The organism is Klebsiella sp. HMSC09D12, from assembly GCF_001808475.1.
In the GTDB taxonomy this organism is placed as follows: Bacteria; Pseudomonadota; Gammaproteobacteria; order Enterobacterales; family Enterobacteriaceae; genus Klebsiella; species Klebsiella oxytoca.
Map to the genome: position 1 here is coordinate 212,450 of NZ_KV793429.1, position 18,743 is coordinate 231,192.

Here is an 18,743-nt window from a genome sequence, read left to right on the forward strand (position 1 = left end):
CAGGTATACTCCTTCCCTGGTTTTTTTCTCACTTAGTCGGGAGTTGTAACCCCCCATGCAAGAAATTATGCAATTCATCAGCCGTCACCCCGTCCTGAGCATCGCGTGGGTCGCGCTGCTGGCGGCGGTGCTGTTCACCACCTTTAAAGGGCTGATGTCGAAAGTTAAAGTCATCACCCGCGGTGAAGCGACGCGCCTGATCAACAAAGAAGATGCCGTGGTTGTCGACCTGCGTCAGCGTGACGATTTCCGCAAAGGTCATATTGCGGGTTCTATTAACCTGCTGCCGAGCGATATCAAAGCAAATAACGTCGGCGAGTTGGAAAAGCACAAAGCACAACCCATTATAGTAGTAGACGGCTCAGGTATGCAGGCGCAAGAACCCGCCAGCGCGCTGAACAAAGCCGGTTTTGAAAAGGTCTTCGTACTGAAGGAAGGCATCGCAGGCTGGAGCGGCGAGAACCTTCCGCTGGTACGCGGTAAATAATTTACCCGCGTCTTTATGGCGTAGTGCGGTTTCCCCTGTGCCGGCGATTCGCCAGCGGGGGAACATTGCCTGCGGTGTAAAACCCTCGGGGGTAAAAACAGGAGTGAAGTCATGGCCAATATTGATATCTATACCAAAGCGACATGTCCGTTTTGCGTGCGTGCGAAAGCCCTGCTGAACAGCAAGGGCGTCACGTTCAACGAGTTGCCTATCGATGGCGATGCTGCAAAGCGTGAAGAGATGATTCAGCGCAGCGGTAGGACGACGGTTCCGCAGATTTTTATTGATGCGCAGCACATTGGCGGCTGTGACGACTTGTATGCGCTTGATTCACGTGGTGGACTCGATCCCCTCTTGCGCTAATTTTTTGCGCTCATCTCCATTGGACGGGCGTACTTAAGGACAACACGAAAGGGTTTTACTATGTCAGAACAAAACAGCACCGAAATGACTTTCCAGATTCAGCGCATCTATACCAAAGATATTTCTTTTGAAGCGCCGAACGCGCCGCAAGTTTTCCAGAAAGATTGGCAGCCGGAAGTTAAACTTGATCTGGATACAGCTTCCAGCCAGCTGGCTGAAGGCGTGTATGAAGTGGTGCTGCGTGTCACCGTAACCGCCTCGCTGGGCGAAGAAACTGCATTCCTGTGTGAAGTTCAGCAGGGCGGTATTTTCTCCATCGAAGGCATCGACGGTACCCAGATGGCGCACTGCCTCGGCGCATACTGCCCGAACATTCTGTTCCCGTACGCGCGTGAGTGCATCACCAGCCTGGTTTCTCGCGGTACCTTCCCGCAACTGAACCTTGCGCCAGTGAACTTCGATGCGCTGTTTATGAACTATCTGCAGCAGCAGGCTGGCGAAGGTGCTGAACAACATCAGGATGCCTGATGAACGCGCTTAACGCTGCAATGACTGTAATCGGTGCCGGCTCTTACGGCACCGCTCTTGCCATCACCCTGGCAAGAAATGGCCACCACGTTGTGCTGTGGGGCCATGACCCGAAACATATTGCGACGCTGCAGCACGATCGCTGCAACGCCGCATTTCTTCCTGACGTTCCTTTCCCCGACACGCTGCATCTGGAAAGCGATCTGGCGACCGCGCTGGCTGCCAGCCGCGATATTCTGGTAGTCGTGCCGAGCCACGTTTTCGGCGAAGTGCTGCGGCAGATTAAACCGCTGATGCGCTCTGACGCTCGTCTGGTCTGGGCGACAAAAGGTCTGGAAGCTGAAACCGGACGCCTGCTGCAGGACGTGGCCCGTGAAGCCCTGGGCGACGATATTCCGCTGGCGGTAATTTCCGGTCCGACCTTTGCGAAAGAGCTGGCGGCAGGCCTGCCGACGGCGATATCGCTGGCGTCGACGGATCCGCAGTTTGCTGATGATTTGCAACGCTTGCTGCACTGCGGCAAGAGCTTCCGCGTCTATATCAACCCGGATTTTATCGGCGTGCAGCTCGGCGGAGCGGTGAAAAACGTTATCGCTATCGGCGCCGGCATGTCTGACGGCATCGGCTTTGGCGCCAATGCGCGTACCGCGCTGATTACCCGCGGGCTGGTCGAAATGTCTCGCCTCGGGGAGGCCCTTGGCGCCGATCCGGAAACCTTTATGGGTATGGCGGGCTTAGGCGATCTGGTGCTCACCTGCACCGATAACCAGTCGCGTAACCGCCGCTTCGGCATGATGCTCGGCCAGGGTATGGATGTGCAAAGCGCTCAGGAGAAGATTGGCCAGGTGGTTGAAGGCTATCGCAATACCAAAGAGGTTCGCGTTCTGGCGCAGCGTTTAGGCGTCGAAATGCCAATAACCGAGGAAATTTATCAGGTATTGTATTGCGGAAAAATTGCGCGCGAGGCAGCATTGACCTTATTAGGCCGTGCACGCAAGGACGAGCGCAGCAATTAACCGTAATGGAACCTGGATCACCTGAATGACCCGGCCAGCGAAGAACTGGCCGGTCATGATTATACCGTCTGGAGTCAGCAATGCCGTGTGAAGAACTGGATATCGTCTGGAATAATATTAAAGCCGAAGCCCGGGCTTTAGCTGACTGTGAGCCGATGCTCGCCAGTTTTTACCACGCCACGCTACTCAAGCACGAAAATCTCGGCAGCGCCCTGAGCTATATGCTGGCGAACAAGCTGGCTTCTCCGATTATGCCCGCCATCGCGATCCGAGAAGTAGTGGAAGAGGCCTACGCCGCTGACCCGGAAATGATCGCCTCCGCCGCCTGTGATATTCAGGCGGTGCGAACGCGCGACCCGGCGGTGGATAAATACTCGACCCCCCTGCTTTATCTGAAAGGGTTCCACGCGCTGCAGGCCTATCGTATCGGCCACTGGCTATGGAATCAGGGGCGTCGGGCGCTGGCGATCTTCCTGCAAAATCAGGTTTCCGTATCGTTCCAGGTGGATATCCACCCGGCGGCGAAGATTGGCCGCGGGATCATGCTTGACCACGCCACCGGTATTGTCGTCGGCGAAACGGCGGTGATTGAAGACGATGTATCGATTCTGCAATCCGTGACCCTCGGCGGTACCGGTAAAACCAGCGGCGATCGTCATCCGAAAATTCGTGAAGGGGTGATGATTGGCGCCGGGGCGAAGATCCTCGGCAACATCGAAGTCGGGCGCGGAGCAAAAATCGGCGCGGGTTCGGTGGTGCTGCAGCCGGTGCCGCCGCATACCACCGCCGCAGGCGTACCGGCCCGTATTGTGGGCAAGCCAGAGAGCGATAAGCCCGCAATGGATATGGATCAGCACTTTAATGGCATACACCATACCTTCGAGTACGGTGACGGTATTTGATTGATTTCCCGGAGGCGATGCTGCGCATCTATCCGGGCTACAAAGCCGAGCGCAGTCTGGTAGCCCGGACAGGCGCTACGCGCCGCCTCCGGGAGAAAGCCAGCTCAGCTGCGCAGTACCGCGCCGGGATATCCCAGCTGGCGCCAGGCTTCATAGACCACCACCGACACCGCATTTGACAGGTTCATGCTGCGGCTGTCCGGCATCATCGGAATACGGATTTTTTGTTCTGGCGGCAGGGCATCAAGAATACTGCCCGGCAGTCCGCGAGTTTCCGGGCCAAACATCAGATAATCGCCGTCCTGATAGCTCACCGCGCTGTGCGCCGGCGTGCCTTTGGTGGTCAGGGCGAACAGGCGCTGCGGCTTTGCGCTTTCAACAAACGCGGCGTAATCGCGATGGCGCTGGACGGCGGCGAACTCGTGGTAATCCAGACCGGCGCGGCGCAGGCGCTTATCATCCCAGGCAAACCCCATAGGCTCGATAATATGCAGATTGAAGCCGGTGTTAGCGCACAGGCGGATGATATTCCCGGTATTTGGCGGGATTTCTGGTTCAAATAAGACGATGTTAAGCATGCTGCCCCCTTAATTGCGGGGGGCAGAATAGCAGATATTTGGCTAACCCTCACCCCGACCCTCTCGCGGAAAGGGAGCGGGAGCAAACCGGCGCCAGCCTGTGAGCCGGATGGCCCGACGAGGACGTTAACCCGCCTGCCGGACGGTTCCTTCAGGGTTAGAGGTAACCGCCGCATTCCCCGCCTTAATAACATCAAAAGTCCGCAGCGCATCGGCGTTTTGCACCAGGGATTCACGACTGATTTCGCCGATGGTTTTCGTCCCGGTCAGCGTCATCGCCACCTTCATCTCTTTTTCGATCAGGTTCAGCAGATTGGCGACACCCTGCTTGCCGTGCGTGGCCAGCGCATACAGATAAGCGCGGCCCAGCAGCACGCTATCGGCGCCGAGGGCAATCATGCGCACGACATCGAGGCCGTTGCGGATGCCGCTATCGGCGAGAATCGTAATGTCGCCTTTAACTGCATCGGCAATCGCGGGCAGGGCGCGGGCGGAAGAGAGCACCCCATCAAGCTGGCGGCCGCCGTGGTTAGACACCACGATGCCATCAGCGCCGAAGCGCACCGCGTCGCGGGCGTCCTCCGGATCGAGGATCCCCTTGATCACCATCGGGCCATCCCAAAATTCACGGATCCACTCAAGGTCTTTCCAGGAAATCGAGGGATCGAAGTTATTCGCCAGCCAGCCGATGTAATCCTCCAGGCCGGTCGGCTTGCCGAGGTAGGCGGAGATGTTGCCTAAATCATGTGGGCGGCCGTTTAATCCGACGTCCCATGCCCACTGCGGATGGGTCACGGCCTGCCAGTAGCGGCGCATCGCCGCGTTCGGGCCGCTCATCCCGGAGTGAGCATCGCGATAGCGTGCGCCGGGGGTCGGCATATCGACGGTAAAGACCAGCGTTGAACAACCCGCCGCCTTCGCGCGCTCCAGCGCGTTGCGCATAAAGCCGCGGTCGCGCAGAACGTACAGCTGGAACCACATCGGACGTTTAATGGTCGGGGCAACTTCTTCTATCGGGCAGACGGAAACGGTAGAGAGGGTGAAGGGGATGCCTTTCTCATCCGCTGCGCCGGCGGCCTGCACTTCACCACGGCGCGCGTACATCCCGCACAGCCCGACCGGCGCCAGCGCCGTTGGCATCGCCAGCTTCTCATTGAATAAGGTGGTTTCCAGGCTCAGGTCCGACATATTGCGCAGAATGCGCTGGCGCAGGGCCACGTCGGAGAGATCCTCAACGTTGCGGCGCAGGGTGTGCTCGGCGTAAGCGCCGCCGTCGATGTAGTGGAACAGGAACGGTGGCAGGATACGCTGTGCGGCGGCGCGGTAGTCGCTGGCGGCGGAAATAATCATCACAAGTTCTCCCTGGAATTGTCGTTATGGTCACCGGGCAGGCGGGTAATTCGCGCCTGGCGGGCCTGGTCTTCATCAAAACGTTTGATGGTGGCGTGAACGAAGCCCAGATGGGCCATCATCGCCTGTCTGGCACCTTCCGGGTCACCGGCGACAATCGCCTCCATGACCGCCAGGTGCTGTTCGGTGAGGCGAGCGAATACCGGCGGGACGAGATACATCCGCTGGCGGCTCTCCTTGACTGAGGATTGTAAGAGGTCAAAAAAACCGCGCATGGTTTGCAGGAGCACCACATTGTGCGAGGCTTCGGCGATCGCCAGGTGGAAGCGGACATCGGCCTGCGAGGCAAGGTCCGGGTCTTCACTTTGGGTGGCTTCAAAGCAGAGGCGGATTTTCTCTTTTTCGGCATCGGTTGCCCGCATTGCCGCATGCCAGGCGGTGCTGGCTTCAATAGCATGACGGGCTTCGAGGATATCAAAGCTGTAATCGGGGTCGTCGGAGAGCAGCGTCTTCAGCGGTTGAACGATGTTTTGCTCCGACCACGCTTCGTGCTGCCAGCGCACGAAGGTGCCGCCGCCGCGACGGCTGAGCAGCACCCCTTCGTTGACTAACATCGCCAGCGCTTCGCGCAGAGAATTGCGCGATACGCCGAGCTGCGTTGCCAGCTGGCGCTCGGCGGGCAATCGCATGCCCGCCTCCAGCTTTTGTTCTTCAATCAGCGCCCGCACGCGACGGGCGACGTCGTCGGCAAGGCGTTTTGGCATCACTATCACGGGATCATCCAGGTTAAGACATACGCCTGCAGCGTGGTGATGACGCCGACCATACAGGTGAAAATCAGGCTGTGTTTGACGGTAAAGCGGAATAGATCGGACTCCTTACCCACCAGGCCGACCGCCGCACAGGCGATGGCGATCGACTGCGGGGAGATCATTTTCCCGGTCACGCCGCCGGTGGTATTTGCTGCGACCAGCAGGATATCGGAGACGCCAATCTGCTGGGCCGCAGTGGCCTGCAGCGCGGCAAAAAGCGCGTTAGACGAGGTATCTGAACCGGTCAGGAATACCCCCAGCCAACCGAGGAACGGCGAGAAGAAGGTAAATGCATGGCCGGTGTGCGCCAGCGCCAGCGCCAGCGTTGAGGATAGACCGGAATAGTTGGAAATAAAGGCGAACGCCAGCACCATGCCGATGGAGTAAATCGGCAACGCCAGCTCTCTCAGCGTGCTGCCAAAGGTGGAAATCGCATCTTTTGGCTTCATGCGCAGCCAGACGATGGAAAGCAGCGCGGCGAACAGGATCGCGGTGCCGGTGGCGGAGAGCCAGTCAAATTTATAGACCGCGGCATATGGCGTGGCTTCACTAACCACCGGCGGCATGCGCGCTACCATCTTGTCGAGGAACGGCACGGAAATATTAATCACAAAATCGTACATTGCGCCGCCGGGAGCGAAGAGCGCTTTGAACGGAGGCACGCTCCACAGGGTCACGGTGGCGGTCAGAAACAGGAACGGTGTCCAGGCGCGAATCACCTGTCCCGGCGTGTAGTGCGTGCGCGCCAGGTTCATATCGACCTGCGATGCGCCCATATCGCCGAAGCGAAAGATGCGTACCGGCTGCCAGCGTTTGAGGAACAGCGTCAGACAGACCAGCGATACCAGCGAAGAGATAATGTCCGGCAGCTCCGGGCCGAGGAAGTTTGAGCTGAGGTACTGAGCGATAGCAAAGGAGCCGCCGGCAACCATGACCGCAGGCCAGGTCTCTTTAATGCCGCGCCAGCCGTCCATAATCGCCATGATCCAGAACAGCACGATGATGGTCAGAAATGGCAGCTGGCGGCCGACCATCTGGCCAATTTCAAAGCTGTCGAGTCCCGTAACCTGCCCGGCGACCAGAATCGGAATGCCCATCGCGCCAAACGCCACCGGCGCGGTATTAACGATCAGGCACAGGCCCGCCGCATACAGCGGGTTAAAGCCGAGTCCTACCAGCAGCGCTGCGGTGATGGCGACCGGCGCGCCAAAACCGGCGGCCCCTTCAAGGAAGGCGCCGAAGGAGAAACCGACGATCAGCATTTGCAGACGCTGGTCCGGAGTAATCGATAAGATTGATGAGCGGATAATGTCGAACTGCCCGGTTTTCACCGAAATTTTATAGACGAAGACCGCGGCGATAATAATCCACGCGATTGGCCACAGGCCGTAGAAGAAGCCGTAGATGACGGAGGCCAGCGCGTGGTCAACCGGCATCTTGTAGAACAGCAGGGCGACGGAGAGCGCAATGACCACGGTCCAGGTCGCGGCGACGTACCCTTTCAGCTTGAGCTTAATCAGGGCAAAAAAGAAAAACAGAATCGGTAGCGATGCGATAAGACTCGATAGCCAGATGTTGCCGGCCGGATCGTAATTTTGTTGCCAGAGGTTCATGCAGGTCTCCATCGGGCCGCCATGATGCCGTGCTGAGTCTTGTGCTCTTAGCAGGTCACATCATTTGTAAAATTGGCCCAGCCAAATTGCGATTGTAGGATTAACGACAAGGAATGGTTAATCAAATGTTATTGCTGGGCAATATGATTGTGACGGAAAATGATGGATATGTGAACCATTAGGGGGTTTAAGAAATAATTGGTAGGGCCAATTGGGGCGGTGAATAACGATAGTAACAGAATAGATCCCGGAGGCGATGCTGCGCATCTGTCCGGGCTACCGGCTCTCGCAGAGGACAGTGAACCCGTAGCCCGGCTAAGCGTAGCGCGAGCCGGGAGATTCACGGGATGAAAATATCAGAACTCGGTTTTTGAGAAGCCGGTCATCTCTTTGAGGCCCATTTCGCGTCCCAGCGCGGTCATCGGGTGGACAACGACCAAACCGCGTACGCTTTTCTTAAGCTTGCCCATATCGGCCTGCTCTTTTTTGGTGATGGCGCGGCGATGCGGCATGCTCATCAGCTTTTGCGCTTCTTTGCTCAGCTTCTGGCCCTGAACCTCACGCAGGCGGACGAGCTCCGTCTCAATGGTGGTTTTCTCTTTTTCCAGTTCGGCGTACTTGTCAGCAGCTTCGACCAGTGACAGCTCGGCCTGCTGGTGGCGGATAGCATCAAGACGATCGCTCAGGCGCTTAATTTCGTTTTTTTCGACTTCTTTCATGGTGGTTTAATCTATTAAGAAAGGGGCATTATCAGACTATAGTATGTGCTGTCGCTTGGGTTGTGGGTAGTTATTTATCAAAACGACGCCATTTTTTTACCCTTAACAGGCGTAACGGCACAATATAACTTATTGAAAATTATTCCTGTTTCAAGGCAGAGTTGGCGAATACTCATTTCTGTGAAACCTGTCGGCTGTTAAGCACGTTTTCCTCATCTGAAACGCTATTTTTGGCTAATCCTTAATAGGATCATTCCCCAGCAGAGGAGAGCGTGATGGCGAAAATAGGCGACGGCGTACCGCGTATTATTGATAAAGCCGTAGATTTTATGGCTTCAAGTCAGGCTTTTATGGAATATCTAAAAAAATCTCCGCGTTTGCAGCATATACCGCCGGATATTCCGGCTGATAAAGAAGCGCTGTTTCTGCGACGTCTTGAGTATTATCGTCAGCTCTATCGGCCGACGTGCGACCAGCAAGAGTCAGAATCAGAGCGTTGATTTTTGAAAGGCTTTTTTTAAGCTGATTTTAGAAATCAGCTCGGTCAGAGAAAGCATCATTGTTGAACGTACGACCTGCTGGTAGCGCAGCTTTTGCATTGCCAGCAGCTCCGCATCGCTATCATCGAATTGCGGCGTGGGCGGCAGGGCGGCGACGCAGTGCAGCTCGCCAAACGGTCCGAGGATCTCATCGTCGGTAAAACTGTACTCATTACCATCGTGATTCAACTCTTCGCGCATGGCCATCAGCAGTTCGGCATCTTCATATTCGGCGCGGCTAATCACCCCAAGGCCGTAGATCAGCTTCAGGCGTACGGAAAGGTCGCCCAGCGGCCCGTCGCCGTCCAGCAACGGCTCCACTGCGTATTTCACCGCGTAGTCGTCTTTACGGAATACCTGAAGCACCAGGATATTGACCGCTTCCGTCAGCAGTTCAACGGCGGCGATCAGGAAGCTTCGTACGGTTTTGCCAGCATTCAGACGTTCAAGCACACGGTTTTCAAATGCCTGTGTTTCTTCCATTATTGCCTGCATATCTGACATGAGTAATGGGCGCGGTTCGGACCGCGCCAGGTCTTGCCTCATTTGGTCGCGTTGTAGTCGGTAACGGCTTCCGCCACCACTTCGCTTGCCGCGTCCAGACCAGAAATCTGCGCCAGCGCGGCCTGTGGGCCTTTCTCGGCAATCAGCGCCGCCAGCTCCTGCGCCTGCGGATCGTCTTCGCTGCGGAAGTGCATCGCCGCGGCGATCCCTTTCAGCAGATTCCGGTGCGGCAGGCCGTATTCCAGCGTACCAAGCAGCGGCTTAATTAAACGGTCGCCCGCGCTCAGTTTACGCAGCGGCTGGCGGCCAACGCGCTCAACGTCATCTTTCAAATACGGGTTCTCAAAGCGACCGAGAATTTTCTGGATGTAAGCAGCGTGCTTCTGCGCGTCAAAGGCATAGCGTTTGATCAGCACCGCGCCGCTCTCTTCCATGGCCCCTTTAACCACAGCGCGAATCTTCTCATCAAGAATCGCGTCACGGATGGTCTGATGACCCGCCAGTTTTCCGAGGTAGGCGGTTATAGCATGTCCGGTGTTTAAGGTGAATAGCTTACGTTCGACAAATGCCATCAGGTTATCGGTTAATTCCATACCGGGGATGTTCGGCAGTTCGCCTTTGAACTGGGTCTTGTCGACAATCCACTCGCTGAAGGTTTCCACGGTGACTTCCAGCGGATCGTGAGTAGCGGAAGCCGATGGCGGAACGATGCGGTCAACGGCGGAATCAACGAAGCCGACGTTGGCTTCAACCCAGGCTTTATCTTCTTCGCCCAGGGCGTTAAAGACATGTCCCTTCAGCTGGGTGGTACCGCGGACCATGTTCTCGCAGGCGATGATGTTGAGCGGGGCAGTAACCCCCTGCGCCTTACGTTTGGCCAGGCCTTTGGCAATCGCCGGGGCGATGCGTTCCAGCACGACCGGGCCGACGGCGGTGGTCACCAGATCCACGCTGGCAATCAGCTCGACAACTTCGTCGCCGATGCTGCTGACGGCGTCAACGCCGGAAACGGTATCAACCTGCTCATTCTCGCCGACCACGTGAACCTGATAGCTATGACGGGCATTCAGGGCATCAAGCACGACCTGATTTACATCCGCGAACGTCAGCTGTATCCCCGCGTCCGCCAGCAGTTTGCCGATAAAACCACGACCGATATTACCTGCGCCAAAATGTAATGCTTTCATAGTATTAACCTTCAATTAATGTTTTTACCTGAGAGGGTTCGGGTGAGGCTTTTCCCTCACCCGAACCCTCTCCCCACGAATGAGGAGAGGCGGGCGTTGCCCGGCGCACTGCCGGGCAACAGGTTACGCTTTCAGCAGCGTCAGAACTTCTTCAACGCTGGTGGTTTTCGCCAGACGCTCAATCACCGACTCATCGTCCAGCGCGTTGGTCAGGCTGGTAATCACCTGGATATGCTCGTTATTACGGGCGGCGATACCGATAACCAGGCGAGCCACCTCATCCTCTTCTTCACCAAAGCGCACGCCTTCCGGGTACTGGCAGAAGACGATGCCGGTTTTCAGAACGCGGTCTTTGGCTTCAATGGTGCCGTGCGGTACCGCAATGGACTCACCCAGATAGGTGGAGGTCAGCTTTTCACGATCCAGCATCGCCTGGACGTATTCCGGTTCAACGTAGCCGCCTTTCACCAACTGTTCGCCGGCAAACAGAATCGCTTCTTCTTTCGTCGCCGCTTTACGGCCGAGGAAGATGTTCTCCGCGCCGAGTTTGAACAGGTTGGTGTCAGACGCGTCGAAGCTGTCTTTCAGGCTATCGCGAACTTTCTCTTCGTTATCCGTGTGGCGCTGCGCCGCAACCAGACGTTCGGTCAGGCTGGTGTACAGGCCGCTGTCGAGGAAGTTAGTCAACGAAATATGCTGCGCCTGCGGCACCTGGCGCATCGCACGCTCGGTCAGGTCGCGGTGGGTGATGACCAGGTCAACATCCGGCGGCAGGTTGTTGATCGCACAGTTGGTGACGGAGATATTACTCAGTCCGGCATCGTGCACTTTTTTACGCAGCACGCCTGCGCCCATTGCGCTGGAGCCCATACCGGCGTCGCAGGCAACGATGATTTTACGCACGTGGCTCAGGTCGTTAGCCACGTCTCCCGCGGCCAGCGGAGTGGCGCCGCCTTTGGACTGCGCTTTCATATCCTGCATACGGCGGGTTGCGGCCTCAATATCATCTTCTTCTTTAACTTTGCTGGTTTTCAGCAGCACGGCTGAAACCACGAAGGAGACGGCCATGGCGGCAACAATCGCGGCGATGTTAGCGAAGTAGGCGCCTTTCGGCGTCATTGCCAGCACGGCGAGGATGGAGCCCGGAGAGGCCGGAGAAACCAGACCGCCGTTGAGAAGGGTCAGGGTAAACACGCCGGTCATACCGCCGAGGATAACCGCCAGAATCAGGCGCGGGTTCATCAGCACGTACGGGAAGTAAATTTCGTGAATACCGCCGAGGAAGTGGATAATTGCCGCACCGCCCGCAGACTGTTTCGCGCTACCGCGACCAAAGAACATGTATGCCAGCAGGACGCCCATCCCCGGACCCGGGTTGGCTTCAATCAGGAAGAAAATAGATTTGCCGAGATCGTGAGACTGCTGGATGCCCAGCGGCGAGAAGATACCGTGGTTGATGGCGTTATTGAGGAACAGGATTTTTGCCGGTTCAACAAAGATAGACGCCAGCGGCAGCATGTCGTGCGCCACCATGAAGTTAACGCCCGCAGCCAGGATTTTCGACAGAACTTCAACTGCCGGGCCAATGCCGAGGAACGCCAGGATAGCGAGGATCATACCGATGATGCCTGCGGAGAAGTTATTCACCAGCATCTCAAAACCGGACTTGATCTTACCGTCTACCCACACGTCGAATTTTTTAATAGCCCAGCCGCCCAGTGGACCGGCGATCATGGAGCCGAGGAACATCGGCATATCCGCGCCGACGATAACGCCCATGGTGGTAATCGCGCCGACTACGCCGCCACGCTCGCCGCCAACCAGCTTACCGCCGGTATAACCGATCAGCAGCGGCAGCAGATAGGTGATCATCGGACCGACCAGCTTCGCCAGCGTTTCGTTCGGTAACCATCCTGTCGGAATGAATAGTGCGGTGATAATACCCCACGCGATAAACGCGCCGATATTTGGCATCACCATATTGCTGAGGAAACGACCAAAGCTTTGCACTTTGATCTTGATATCGGATGACATAAAACACCCCTTCTTCTGTTTTTGCTATCGGCAGGCTGAAAGCCCGAGGCTTGTTGTTAATAAGGCGGCAGAGGTAGCCGGGCCCTGAGTGATAGTGCGAAATCTGGCACTGAATCGTTAAGCTGTCCAGTCGATGGATTTTTATGTGACTTGTATCACATGAATATAGGGCGGCGAGGGTCTTTTGTAGTGATCTTCGTCACAAAATGGGTGTGTAAAAAAACAACAGACCCGGTTTTAAGGGGGGATAATGCATTTTTATGTGATTAAAATCACAAATTTACTTTGACGTTTTGTTATTTATTTGTGATGTATATCACAAAATATTTTCACCTGGATTTTCCCTGATGTGATCTCGCGCAGGTTATACCGCGTTCTGCTTGCTGATGCGTCATTCAGCAACGTGAGGGCTTAAAGAACATTTTAGTCGTCAATGGCGAAAATGAAACGGGTGAATTATGCTCAATTTGTCAGCCCTTTTTTTGTCGGGCCCGGCATACATCCTGGAAATAATTAGCGTAAATCCGAGGAAATTATGTTTCTCAATTATTTTGCGCTCGGCGTTCTGATCTTTGTATTTCTGGTGATTTTTTATGGAATCATCATTCTCCATGATATTCCTTATCTGATCGCGAAGAAACGTAACCACCCGCATGCCGATGCCATTCATGTTGCGGGTTGGGTGAGTCTTTTTACTCTGCACGTTATCTGGCCGTTTTTATGGATCTGGGCCACGCTTTATCGGCCTGAACGCGGCTGGGGGATGCAGCACTCGCGGGATGAGATGTCGCCGGAGGCGACGGAAAGCGAGGATGAACTTAGCGAACTGCGGCAACGGGTTATTGCGCTTGAAAAGCAGATAACGGGTATTCAGCCATCTGCCCAATCCCCTACGGTGGAGAAATAACTCATGGATCTGCTGATTATTTTAACCTACGTGGCGATAGCCTGGTCGATATTTAAAATATTTAAGATCCCGGTAAATAAATGGACGGTTCCCACCGCGGCGCTGGGCGGCGTATTTATTGTTAGCGCGCTTATTTTATTAATGAACTACAACCATCCTTATACCTTCACTGCGCAGAAGGCGGTGATTTCTATTCCGATTACCCCGCAGGTTACCGGAGTGGTCAGCAGCGTTACGGATAAAGCCAATCAACGAGTTAAAAAGGGAGAGGTGCTGTTTACCATCGACCCGACACGTTATCAGGCGCGGGTCGACAGACTCCAGGCCGATCTTGTGACCGCGCTGCACAGTATCAATACCCTTAAAGCCCAGCTTTCTGAGGCTCAGGCCAACACCACGCGCGTTTCGGCGGAGCGCGACCGTCTGTATAAGGATTATCAGCGCTACCTGAAAGGAAGCCAGGCGCGGGTTAATCCGTTTTCGGAAAGCGATATCGATAATGCCCGGCAAAACTACCTCGCCCAGGATGCGATGGTGAAAGGATCGGTGGCGGAGCAGGCGCAAATTCAGAGTCAGCTCGACAGCATGGTTAACGGCGAGCAGTCTCAGATAGTGAGCCTCCGCGCGCAGCTGGCGGAGGCGAAATATAATCTTGACCAGACCACCGTGCGCGCGCCCAGCGACGGTTATATTACCCAGGTCCTGATTCGTCCCGGTACCTATGCCGCCTCGCTGCCTCTGCGGCCGGTGATGGTCTTTATTCCGCAACAGAAACGCCTCATCGTGGCGCAGTTCCGGCAAAATTCGCTGCTCAGGCTGGAGCAGGGCGACGATGCCGAAGCGGTGTTCAACGCGCTGCCGGGACAGGTCTTTCGCGGCAAACTGGTAAGTATCCTGCCGGTCGTGCCGGGCGGAACATACCAGGCGCAGGGCACGCTGCAGGCACTGACGGTGACGCCGGGTACCGATGGCGTGCTGGCGACCATTGAGCTGGAGCCCAACGCTGCCGTCGACGCTCTGCCTGACGGGATCTATGCCCAGGTGGCGGTTTACTCCGATCATTTCACCCACGTTTCGGTGATGCGTAAAGTGCTACTGCGCATGACCAGCTGGATGCACTATCTCTATCTGGACCATTAGCGGGGTCAGTCTGGCATGGGGTGATTTCTCTCTCTGCTATTTGCCTGCGCCTGCGCCATACTTATTACTTTGTTGGCGAAAGGAGCAGGCAATGAAACTGATCGGCAGCTACACCAGTCCCTTTGTGCGCAAAATTTCCGTCATACTGCTGGAAAAAGCGCTCCCCTTTGAGTTCGTCAACGAATTCCCTTACCACGAGACTAACGGCGTGGCGCAGTATAATCCGCTGGGAAAAGTGCCCGCGCTGGTCACCGATGACGGCGACTGCTGGTACGATTCTCCCATTATTGCTCAATACCTGGAGCTGCTCGGCATCGCCCCGGCTATGCTGCCTGCGGAACCGAAAGCCGCGCTGAAACTGCGTCAAATTGAGGCGCTGGCAGATGGGGTGATGGAGGCCGCGCAAACTCTGGTACGGGAGAAAGCGCGGCCAGCGGCGCAGCAGTCGGAAAGTGAACTGCTGCGCCAGCGCGAAAAGGTCGCGCGCGGTCTCGATGCGCTGGAAGGCTATGCGACTGACGGAACGTTGCGCCCTGATGAGGTTAATCTGGCGACCATTTCCGCAGCCTGCGCCATCGCTTATCTCAATTTCCGCCGCGTCGCGCCAGGCTGGTGCGCCACCCGACCGAAGCTGGTCCGTCTGGTGGATTCCCTCTTTCAGCGCGCCAGCTTTGCGCGCACCGAACCGCCGGTGAGTTGACCCAGGCAGGTAACAGTTTTCTCGTGAAGGGATTACAATTGCTGCTCATTTGTTGACTCCCTCTCCCGTCGGGAGGGGGGAAAATAGGCTCATTCATGACTACCGAGATTCGTGCGCTTTATACCCGGCTTCCGGCCATCGACCGTTTACTCCGCGATCCCGCATTCTCGCCGCTGCTGATGCAATATGGTCACTCCCAGACGGTGGCGCTGCTGCGCCAGATGCTGGACGAGGCGCGGGAAAATATCCGTCAGAACCAGGCGCTGCCGGGCTGGTGCGATGACTGGCTGCAGGAAACGACGAGGCGGCTGGCGCTGACGCAGCAGAGCGCGCTGCGTCCGGTTTTTAACCTGACCGGTACCGTGTTGCACACCAATCTTGGCCGGGCGATTCAGGCGGAAGCGGCGGTTGAGGCGGTTGCCCGGGCGATGCGCGCGCCGGTGACGCTGGAATACGATCTTGATGATGCCGGACGCGGCCACCGCGACCGAGCGCTCGCCGACCTCCTGTGCCGTATCACCGGTGCGGAAGACGCCTGTATCGTCAATAACAACGCGGCGGCGGTACTGCTGATGCTGGCGGCGATCGCCGGCGGCAGCGAGGTGGTGGTATCGCGCGGTGAGCTGGTGGAGATCGGCGGCGCGTTCCGTATTCCTGACGTGATGCGCCAGGCGGGCTGCGTTCTGCATGAAGTCGGTACCACTAACCGCACCCACGCGAAAGATTATCGTCAGGCGGTGAACGACAATACCGGCCTGCTGATGAAGGTGCATACCAGCAACTACAGCATTGAGGGCTTCACGAAAGCGGTCGATGAAGCGGAGCTGGCCGAGCTGGGGCGCGAGTTGAATATCCCGGTGGTGGCCGATCTCGGTAGCGGTTCGCTGGTAGATTTAAGCCAGTACGGCCTGCCGAAAGAGCCGATGCCGCAGGAGATGATTGCCGCAGGCGTCAGCCTGGTGAGCTTCTCAGGCGATAAACTGCTGGGGGGCCCGCAGGCGGGAATCATCGTCGGCAAAAAATCGCTAATCGCCCGTTTGCAGAGCCATCCGCTCAAGCGCGCCCTGCGGGCGGATAAAATGACCCTCGCGGCCCTGGAAGCCACGCTGCGCCTCTATCTGCACCCGGAAAAGTTGGCCGCAGAGCTGCCGACTCTACGCCTGCTGACTCGTCAGGCGGATGATATTCGTCAGCAGGCCGAACGTATACGAACGGCTCTGGTCGCGCATTATGCTGATTTTGACCTGCGGGTTGAGCCATGCCTGTCGCAGATCGGCAGCGGCTCGCTGCCGGTGGACCGCTTGCCCAGCGCGGCGTTGACGTTGACTCCGCGCGATGGTCGCGGCAGCCAGCTGGTGGCCCTGGCGGCACGCTGGCGTCTGCTGTCCGTGCCGGTTATTGGCAGGATCTATGATGGCCGCCTGTGGCTGGACCTGCGCTGTCTTGAGGATGAAACCCGGTTTATGGAGATGTTACTGAGATGATTATTGCCACCGCCGGACACGTTGATCACGGCAAAACCACGTTGCTGCAGGCGATAACCGGCATCAACGCCGATCGCCTGCCGGAAGAGAAAGCGCGCGGGATGACAATCGATCTGGGCTACGCCTACTGGCCGCAGCCCGACGGGCGGGTACTGGGGTTTATCGACGTACCCGGTCACGAAAAGTTTTTGTCCAACATGCTGGCCGGTGTCGGCGGTATCGATCACGCGCTGCTGGTGGTGGCCTGCGATGATGGGGTGATGGCGCAGACGCGCGAACATCTGGCGATCCTCCAGCTTACCGGGCAGCCGACGTTAACCGTCGCGCTGACCAAAGCTGACCGCGTAGAAGCAACTCGGATCGAAGAGGTAAAGGCGGAAATCGATGCGGCGCTGGCGGAGTTCGGCTTTACCGGCGCGACCCTGTTTACCGTCGCGGCGACGGAAGGGCGGGGCATTGACGAGCTGCGCGAGCATCTCCTGCGCCTTGCCGCGCGCGCGCATCCGCAGCATCAGCGTTTTCGCCTGGCGATCGACCGGGCATTTACCGTCAAAGGCGCGGGGCTGGTGGTTACCGGGACGGCGCTATCCGGCGAGGTCAACGTTGGCGAGACGCTGTGGCTGACCGGCGTGGATAAACCGATGCGCGTGCGCGGTCTGCACGCGCAAAATCAGCCGGTTGAGCAGGCCCGGGCCGGCCAGCGTATTGCCCTGAATATTGTCGGCGATGCGCAAAAAGAGGACCTCAATCGCGGCGACTGGCTGCTCTCGGTACAGCCCCCGGAAGCCTCTGACCGGGTCATTGTCGAGCTCCAGTGCCACACGCCGCTTAGCCAGTGGCAGCCGCTGCATATCCACCACGCCGCCAGCCATATTACCGGCCGGGTGTCGCTGCTTGAAGGCGCGCTGGCGGAGCTGGTCCTCGATACGCCGCTGCGGCTGGCGGATAATGACCGTCTGGTGCTGCGCGATATTTCCGCGCGCCTGACGCTCGCCGGTGCGCGAGTGGTGGCGCTCAATCCGCCGCGCCGGGGCAAGCGTAAGCCGGAGTATTTACAGTGGCTGCACGCGCTGGCTGCTGCGCAAAGCGATGACGTCCAGGCGCTGGATATTCACCTTCAGCGCGATGCGGTGCGTCTCGATGATTTCGCCTGGGCGCGTCAGCTCAGTAGCGATGGCCTCAACGCCCTGATTAACCGCCCTGACTATCTACAGGCGGGAAAGAGCCTGTTGAGCGCCCCGCTCGCCGCGCGCTGGCAGCGCAAGCTGCTTGAAGCCCTCGCGCGCTATCACGATCAGCATCGCGATGAGCCGGGACCGGGCCGCGAACGGCTGCGGCGTATTGCGCTGCCGATGGAAGATGAAGCGCTGGTGCTGCTGCTGATTGAGCAAATGCGAGAAAGCGGTATTGTTCATAGCCACCACGGCTGGCTGCATCTGCCGGAACATAAAGCGGGCTTTACCGACGAGCAGCAGGCCATCTGGCAGCGGGTCGCCGGGCTGTTTGCCGATGAGCCCTGGTGGGTTCGCGATCTGGCGCGGGAAGCCTGCGTGGAAGAGTCGTTAATGCGTGCGGTGCTTCGCCAGGCGGCGCAGCAGGGGATGATTACCGCGATCGTCAAAGATCGCTACTATCGCAACGATCGGATCGTGGAGTTTGCCAAAATGATCCGTGAACTGGATCTGGAAAGGGGTTCAACCTGCGCGGCGGATTTCCGCGATACGCTGAACGTCGGGCGCAAGCTGGCGATTCAGATCCTCGAGTATTTTGACCGCATCGGTTTTACTCGCCGTCGCGGTAACGACCATATTCTTCGGGATAAGGCATTGTTCATAAAAGAATAAACAGAAGTTGCCGGAGGCGCCTGGCCGGGCTATCAG

The 18,743-nt window shown here is 57.3% G+C and carries 19 protein-coding genes; 11 read left to right on the plus strand and 8 right to left on the minus strand.

What is annotated here, in order from left to right; translation table 11 throughout:
* The first annotated feature begins 55 nt into the window (after positions 1 to 55).
* From HMPREF3178_RS07170 to cysE, 5 genes are all read left to right on the plus strand, one after another.
* Positions 56 to 487 carry a rhodanese-like domain-containing protein gene (locus tag HMPREF3178_RS07170; protein ID WP_004106853.1) on the plus strand — a complete coding sequence of 144 codons (432 nt, stop codon included), beginning with the start codon at positions 56 to 58 and terminating at the stop codon, positions 485 to 487.
* Positions 488 to 598: 111 nt separating this feature from the next.
* The gene (gene grxC, locus HMPREF3178_RS07175; protein WP_004106850.1) at positions 599 to 850 is read left to right on the plus strand and encodes a glutaredoxin 3; all 252 of its coding nucleotides are present in this window, start codon (positions 599 to 601) and stop codon (positions 848 to 850) included.
* Positions 851 to 910: 60 nt separating this feature from the next.
* Positions 911 to 1,378 carry a protein-export chaperone SecB gene (gene secB, locus HMPREF3178_RS07180; protein ID WP_004106849.1) on the plus strand — a complete coding sequence of 156 codons (468 nt, stop codon included), beginning with the start codon at positions 911 to 913 and terminating at the stop codon, positions 1,376 to 1,378.
* Positions 1,378 to 2,394, plus strand: a complete 1,017-nt coding sequence (gpsA, locus tag HMPREF3178_RS07185; RefSeq protein ID WP_004106848.1) for an NAD(P)H-dependent glycerol-3-phosphate dehydrogenase — start codon at positions 1,378 to 1,380, stop codon at positions 2,392 to 2,394. The genes secB and gpsA overlap by 1 nt, the downstream gene beginning before the upstream one ends.
* A gap of 80 nt (positions 2,395 to 2,474) precedes the next feature.
* The gene (cysE, locus tag HMPREF3178_RS07190) at positions 2,475 to 3,296 is read left to right on the plus strand and encodes a serine O-acetyltransferase (protein ID WP_004106845.1); all 822 of its coding nucleotides are present in this window, start codon (positions 2,475 to 2,477) and stop codon (positions 3,294 to 3,296) included.
* A 104-nt stretch (positions 3,297 to 3,400) separates the two neighbouring features.
* Here cysE and trmL read toward each other — a convergent pair whose 3' ends face one another.
* The 5 genes from trmL to HMPREF3178_RS07215 all read right to left on the minus strand — a co-directional run bounded on the left by trmL (position 3,401) and on the right by HMPREF3178_RS07215 (position 8,368).
* Positions 3,401 to 3,874, minus strand: a complete 474-nt coding sequence (trmL, locus tag HMPREF3178_RS07195) for a tRNA (uridine(34)/cytosine(34)/5-carboxymethylaminomethyluridine(34)-2'-O)-methyltransferase TrmL (RefSeq protein WP_004106843.1) — start codon at positions 3,872 to 3,874, stop codon at positions 3,401 to 3,403.
* A 126-nt stretch (positions 3,875 to 4,000) separates the two neighbouring features.
* Positions 4,001 to 5,224 (minus strand): FMN-dependent L-lactate dehydrogenase LldD, encoded by a 1,224-nt coding sequence (lldD, locus tag HMPREF3178_RS07200; RefSeq protein ID WP_004116380.1) that lies wholly within the window; start codon positions 5,222 to 5,224, stop codon positions 4,001 to 4,003.
* On the minus strand, positions 5,224 to 5,997 hold the full coding sequence (lldR, locus tag HMPREF3178_RS07205) for a transcriptional regulator LldR (RefSeq protein WP_004106838.1): 774 nt from the start codon (positions 5,995 to 5,997) through the stop codon (positions 5,224 to 5,226). Before lldR ends, lldD begins: the two co-directional genes overlap by 1 nt.
* Entirely contained in the window at positions 5,994 to 7,649 is a 1,656-nt protein-coding gene (lldP, locus tag HMPREF3178_RS07210) for an L-lactate permease (protein ID WP_004106831.1), read from the minus strand. The genes lldR and lldP overlap by 4 nt, the downstream gene beginning before the upstream one ends.
* 356 nt (positions 7,650 to 8,005) lie before the next feature.
* Entirely contained in the window at positions 8,006 to 8,368 is a 363-nt protein-coding gene (locus tag HMPREF3178_RS07215; RefSeq protein ID WP_004106830.1) for a YibL family ribosome-associated protein, read from the minus strand.
* Positions 8,369 to 8,643: 275 nt separating this feature from the next.
* Between HMPREF3178_RS07215 and HMPREF3178_RS07220 the strand changes: the two genes are divergently transcribed.
* Entirely contained in the window at positions 8,644 to 8,868 is a 225-nt protein-coding gene (locus HMPREF3178_RS07220; RefSeq protein ID WP_004106828.1) for a hypothetical protein, read from the plus strand.
* On the opposite strand, the gene mtlR is transcribed toward HMPREF3178_RS07220, so the two are convergent.
* The 3 genes from mtlR to mtlA all read right to left on the minus strand — a co-directional run bounded on the left by mtlR (position 8,857) and on the right by mtlA (position 12,632).
* Positions 8,857 to 9,453 carry a mannitol operon repressor MtlR gene (gene mtlR / locus HMPREF3178_RS07225; RefSeq protein WP_024274809.1) on the minus strand — a complete coding sequence of 199 codons (597 nt, stop codon included), beginning with the start codon at positions 9,451 to 9,453 and terminating at the stop codon, positions 8,857 to 8,859. The genes HMPREF3178_RS07220 and mtlR overlap by 12 nt on opposite strands.
* Entirely contained in the window at positions 9,450 to 10,598 is a 1,149-nt protein-coding gene (gene mtlD / locus HMPREF3178_RS07230) for a mannitol-1-phosphate 5-dehydrogenase (protein ID WP_017145242.1), read from the minus strand. Before mtlD ends, mtlR begins: the two co-directional genes overlap by 4 nt.
* Before the next feature lie 123 nt (positions 10,599 to 10,721).
* Complete coding sequence (mtlA, locus tag HMPREF3178_RS07235; RefSeq protein ID WP_004106823.1) at positions 10,722 to 12,632, minus strand: PTS mannitol transporter subunit IICBA; 1,911 nt, start codon at positions 12,630 to 12,632, stop codon at positions 10,722 to 10,724.
* A 535-nt stretch (positions 12,633 to 13,167) separates the two neighbouring features.
* Between mtlA and HMPREF3178_RS07240 the strand changes: the two genes are divergently transcribed.
* The 5 genes from HMPREF3178_RS07240 (at position 13,168) to selB (ending at position 18,707) form a co-directional block, all read left to right on the plus strand.
* Positions 13,168 to 13,539 carry a DUF3302 domain-containing protein gene (locus HMPREF3178_RS07240; RefSeq protein ID WP_017145243.1) on the plus strand — a complete coding sequence of 124 codons (372 nt, stop codon included), beginning with the start codon at positions 13,168 to 13,170 and terminating at the stop codon, positions 13,537 to 13,539.
* A 3-nt stretch (positions 13,540 to 13,542) separates the two neighbouring features.
* Positions 13,543 to 14,679 (plus strand): HlyD family secretion protein, encoded by a 1,137-nt coding sequence (locus HMPREF3178_RS07245; RefSeq protein WP_004116365.1) that lies wholly within the window; start codon positions 13,543 to 13,545, stop codon positions 14,677 to 14,679.
* Between the two features lie 91 nt (positions 14,680 to 14,770).
* Complete coding sequence (locus HMPREF3178_RS07250; protein ID WP_017145244.1) at positions 14,771 to 15,379, plus strand: glutathione S-transferase; 609 nt, start codon at positions 14,771 to 14,773, stop codon at positions 15,377 to 15,379.
* A 95-nt stretch (positions 15,380 to 15,474) separates the two neighbouring features.
* A complete protein-coding gene (selA, locus tag HMPREF3178_RS07255) occupies positions 15,475 to 16,863 on the plus strand; it encodes an L-seryl-tRNA(Sec) selenium transferase (protein ID WP_017145245.1) in 1,389 nt (462 codons plus the stop codon).
* Positions 16,860 to 18,707 (plus strand): selenocysteine-specific translation elongation factor, encoded by a 1,848-nt coding sequence (gene selB, locus HMPREF3178_RS07260; RefSeq protein WP_017145246.1) that lies wholly within the window; start codon positions 16,860 to 16,862, stop codon positions 18,705 to 18,707. Before selA ends, selB begins: the two co-directional genes overlap by 4 nt.
* Positions 18,708 to 18,743 lie beyond the last annotated feature (36 nt).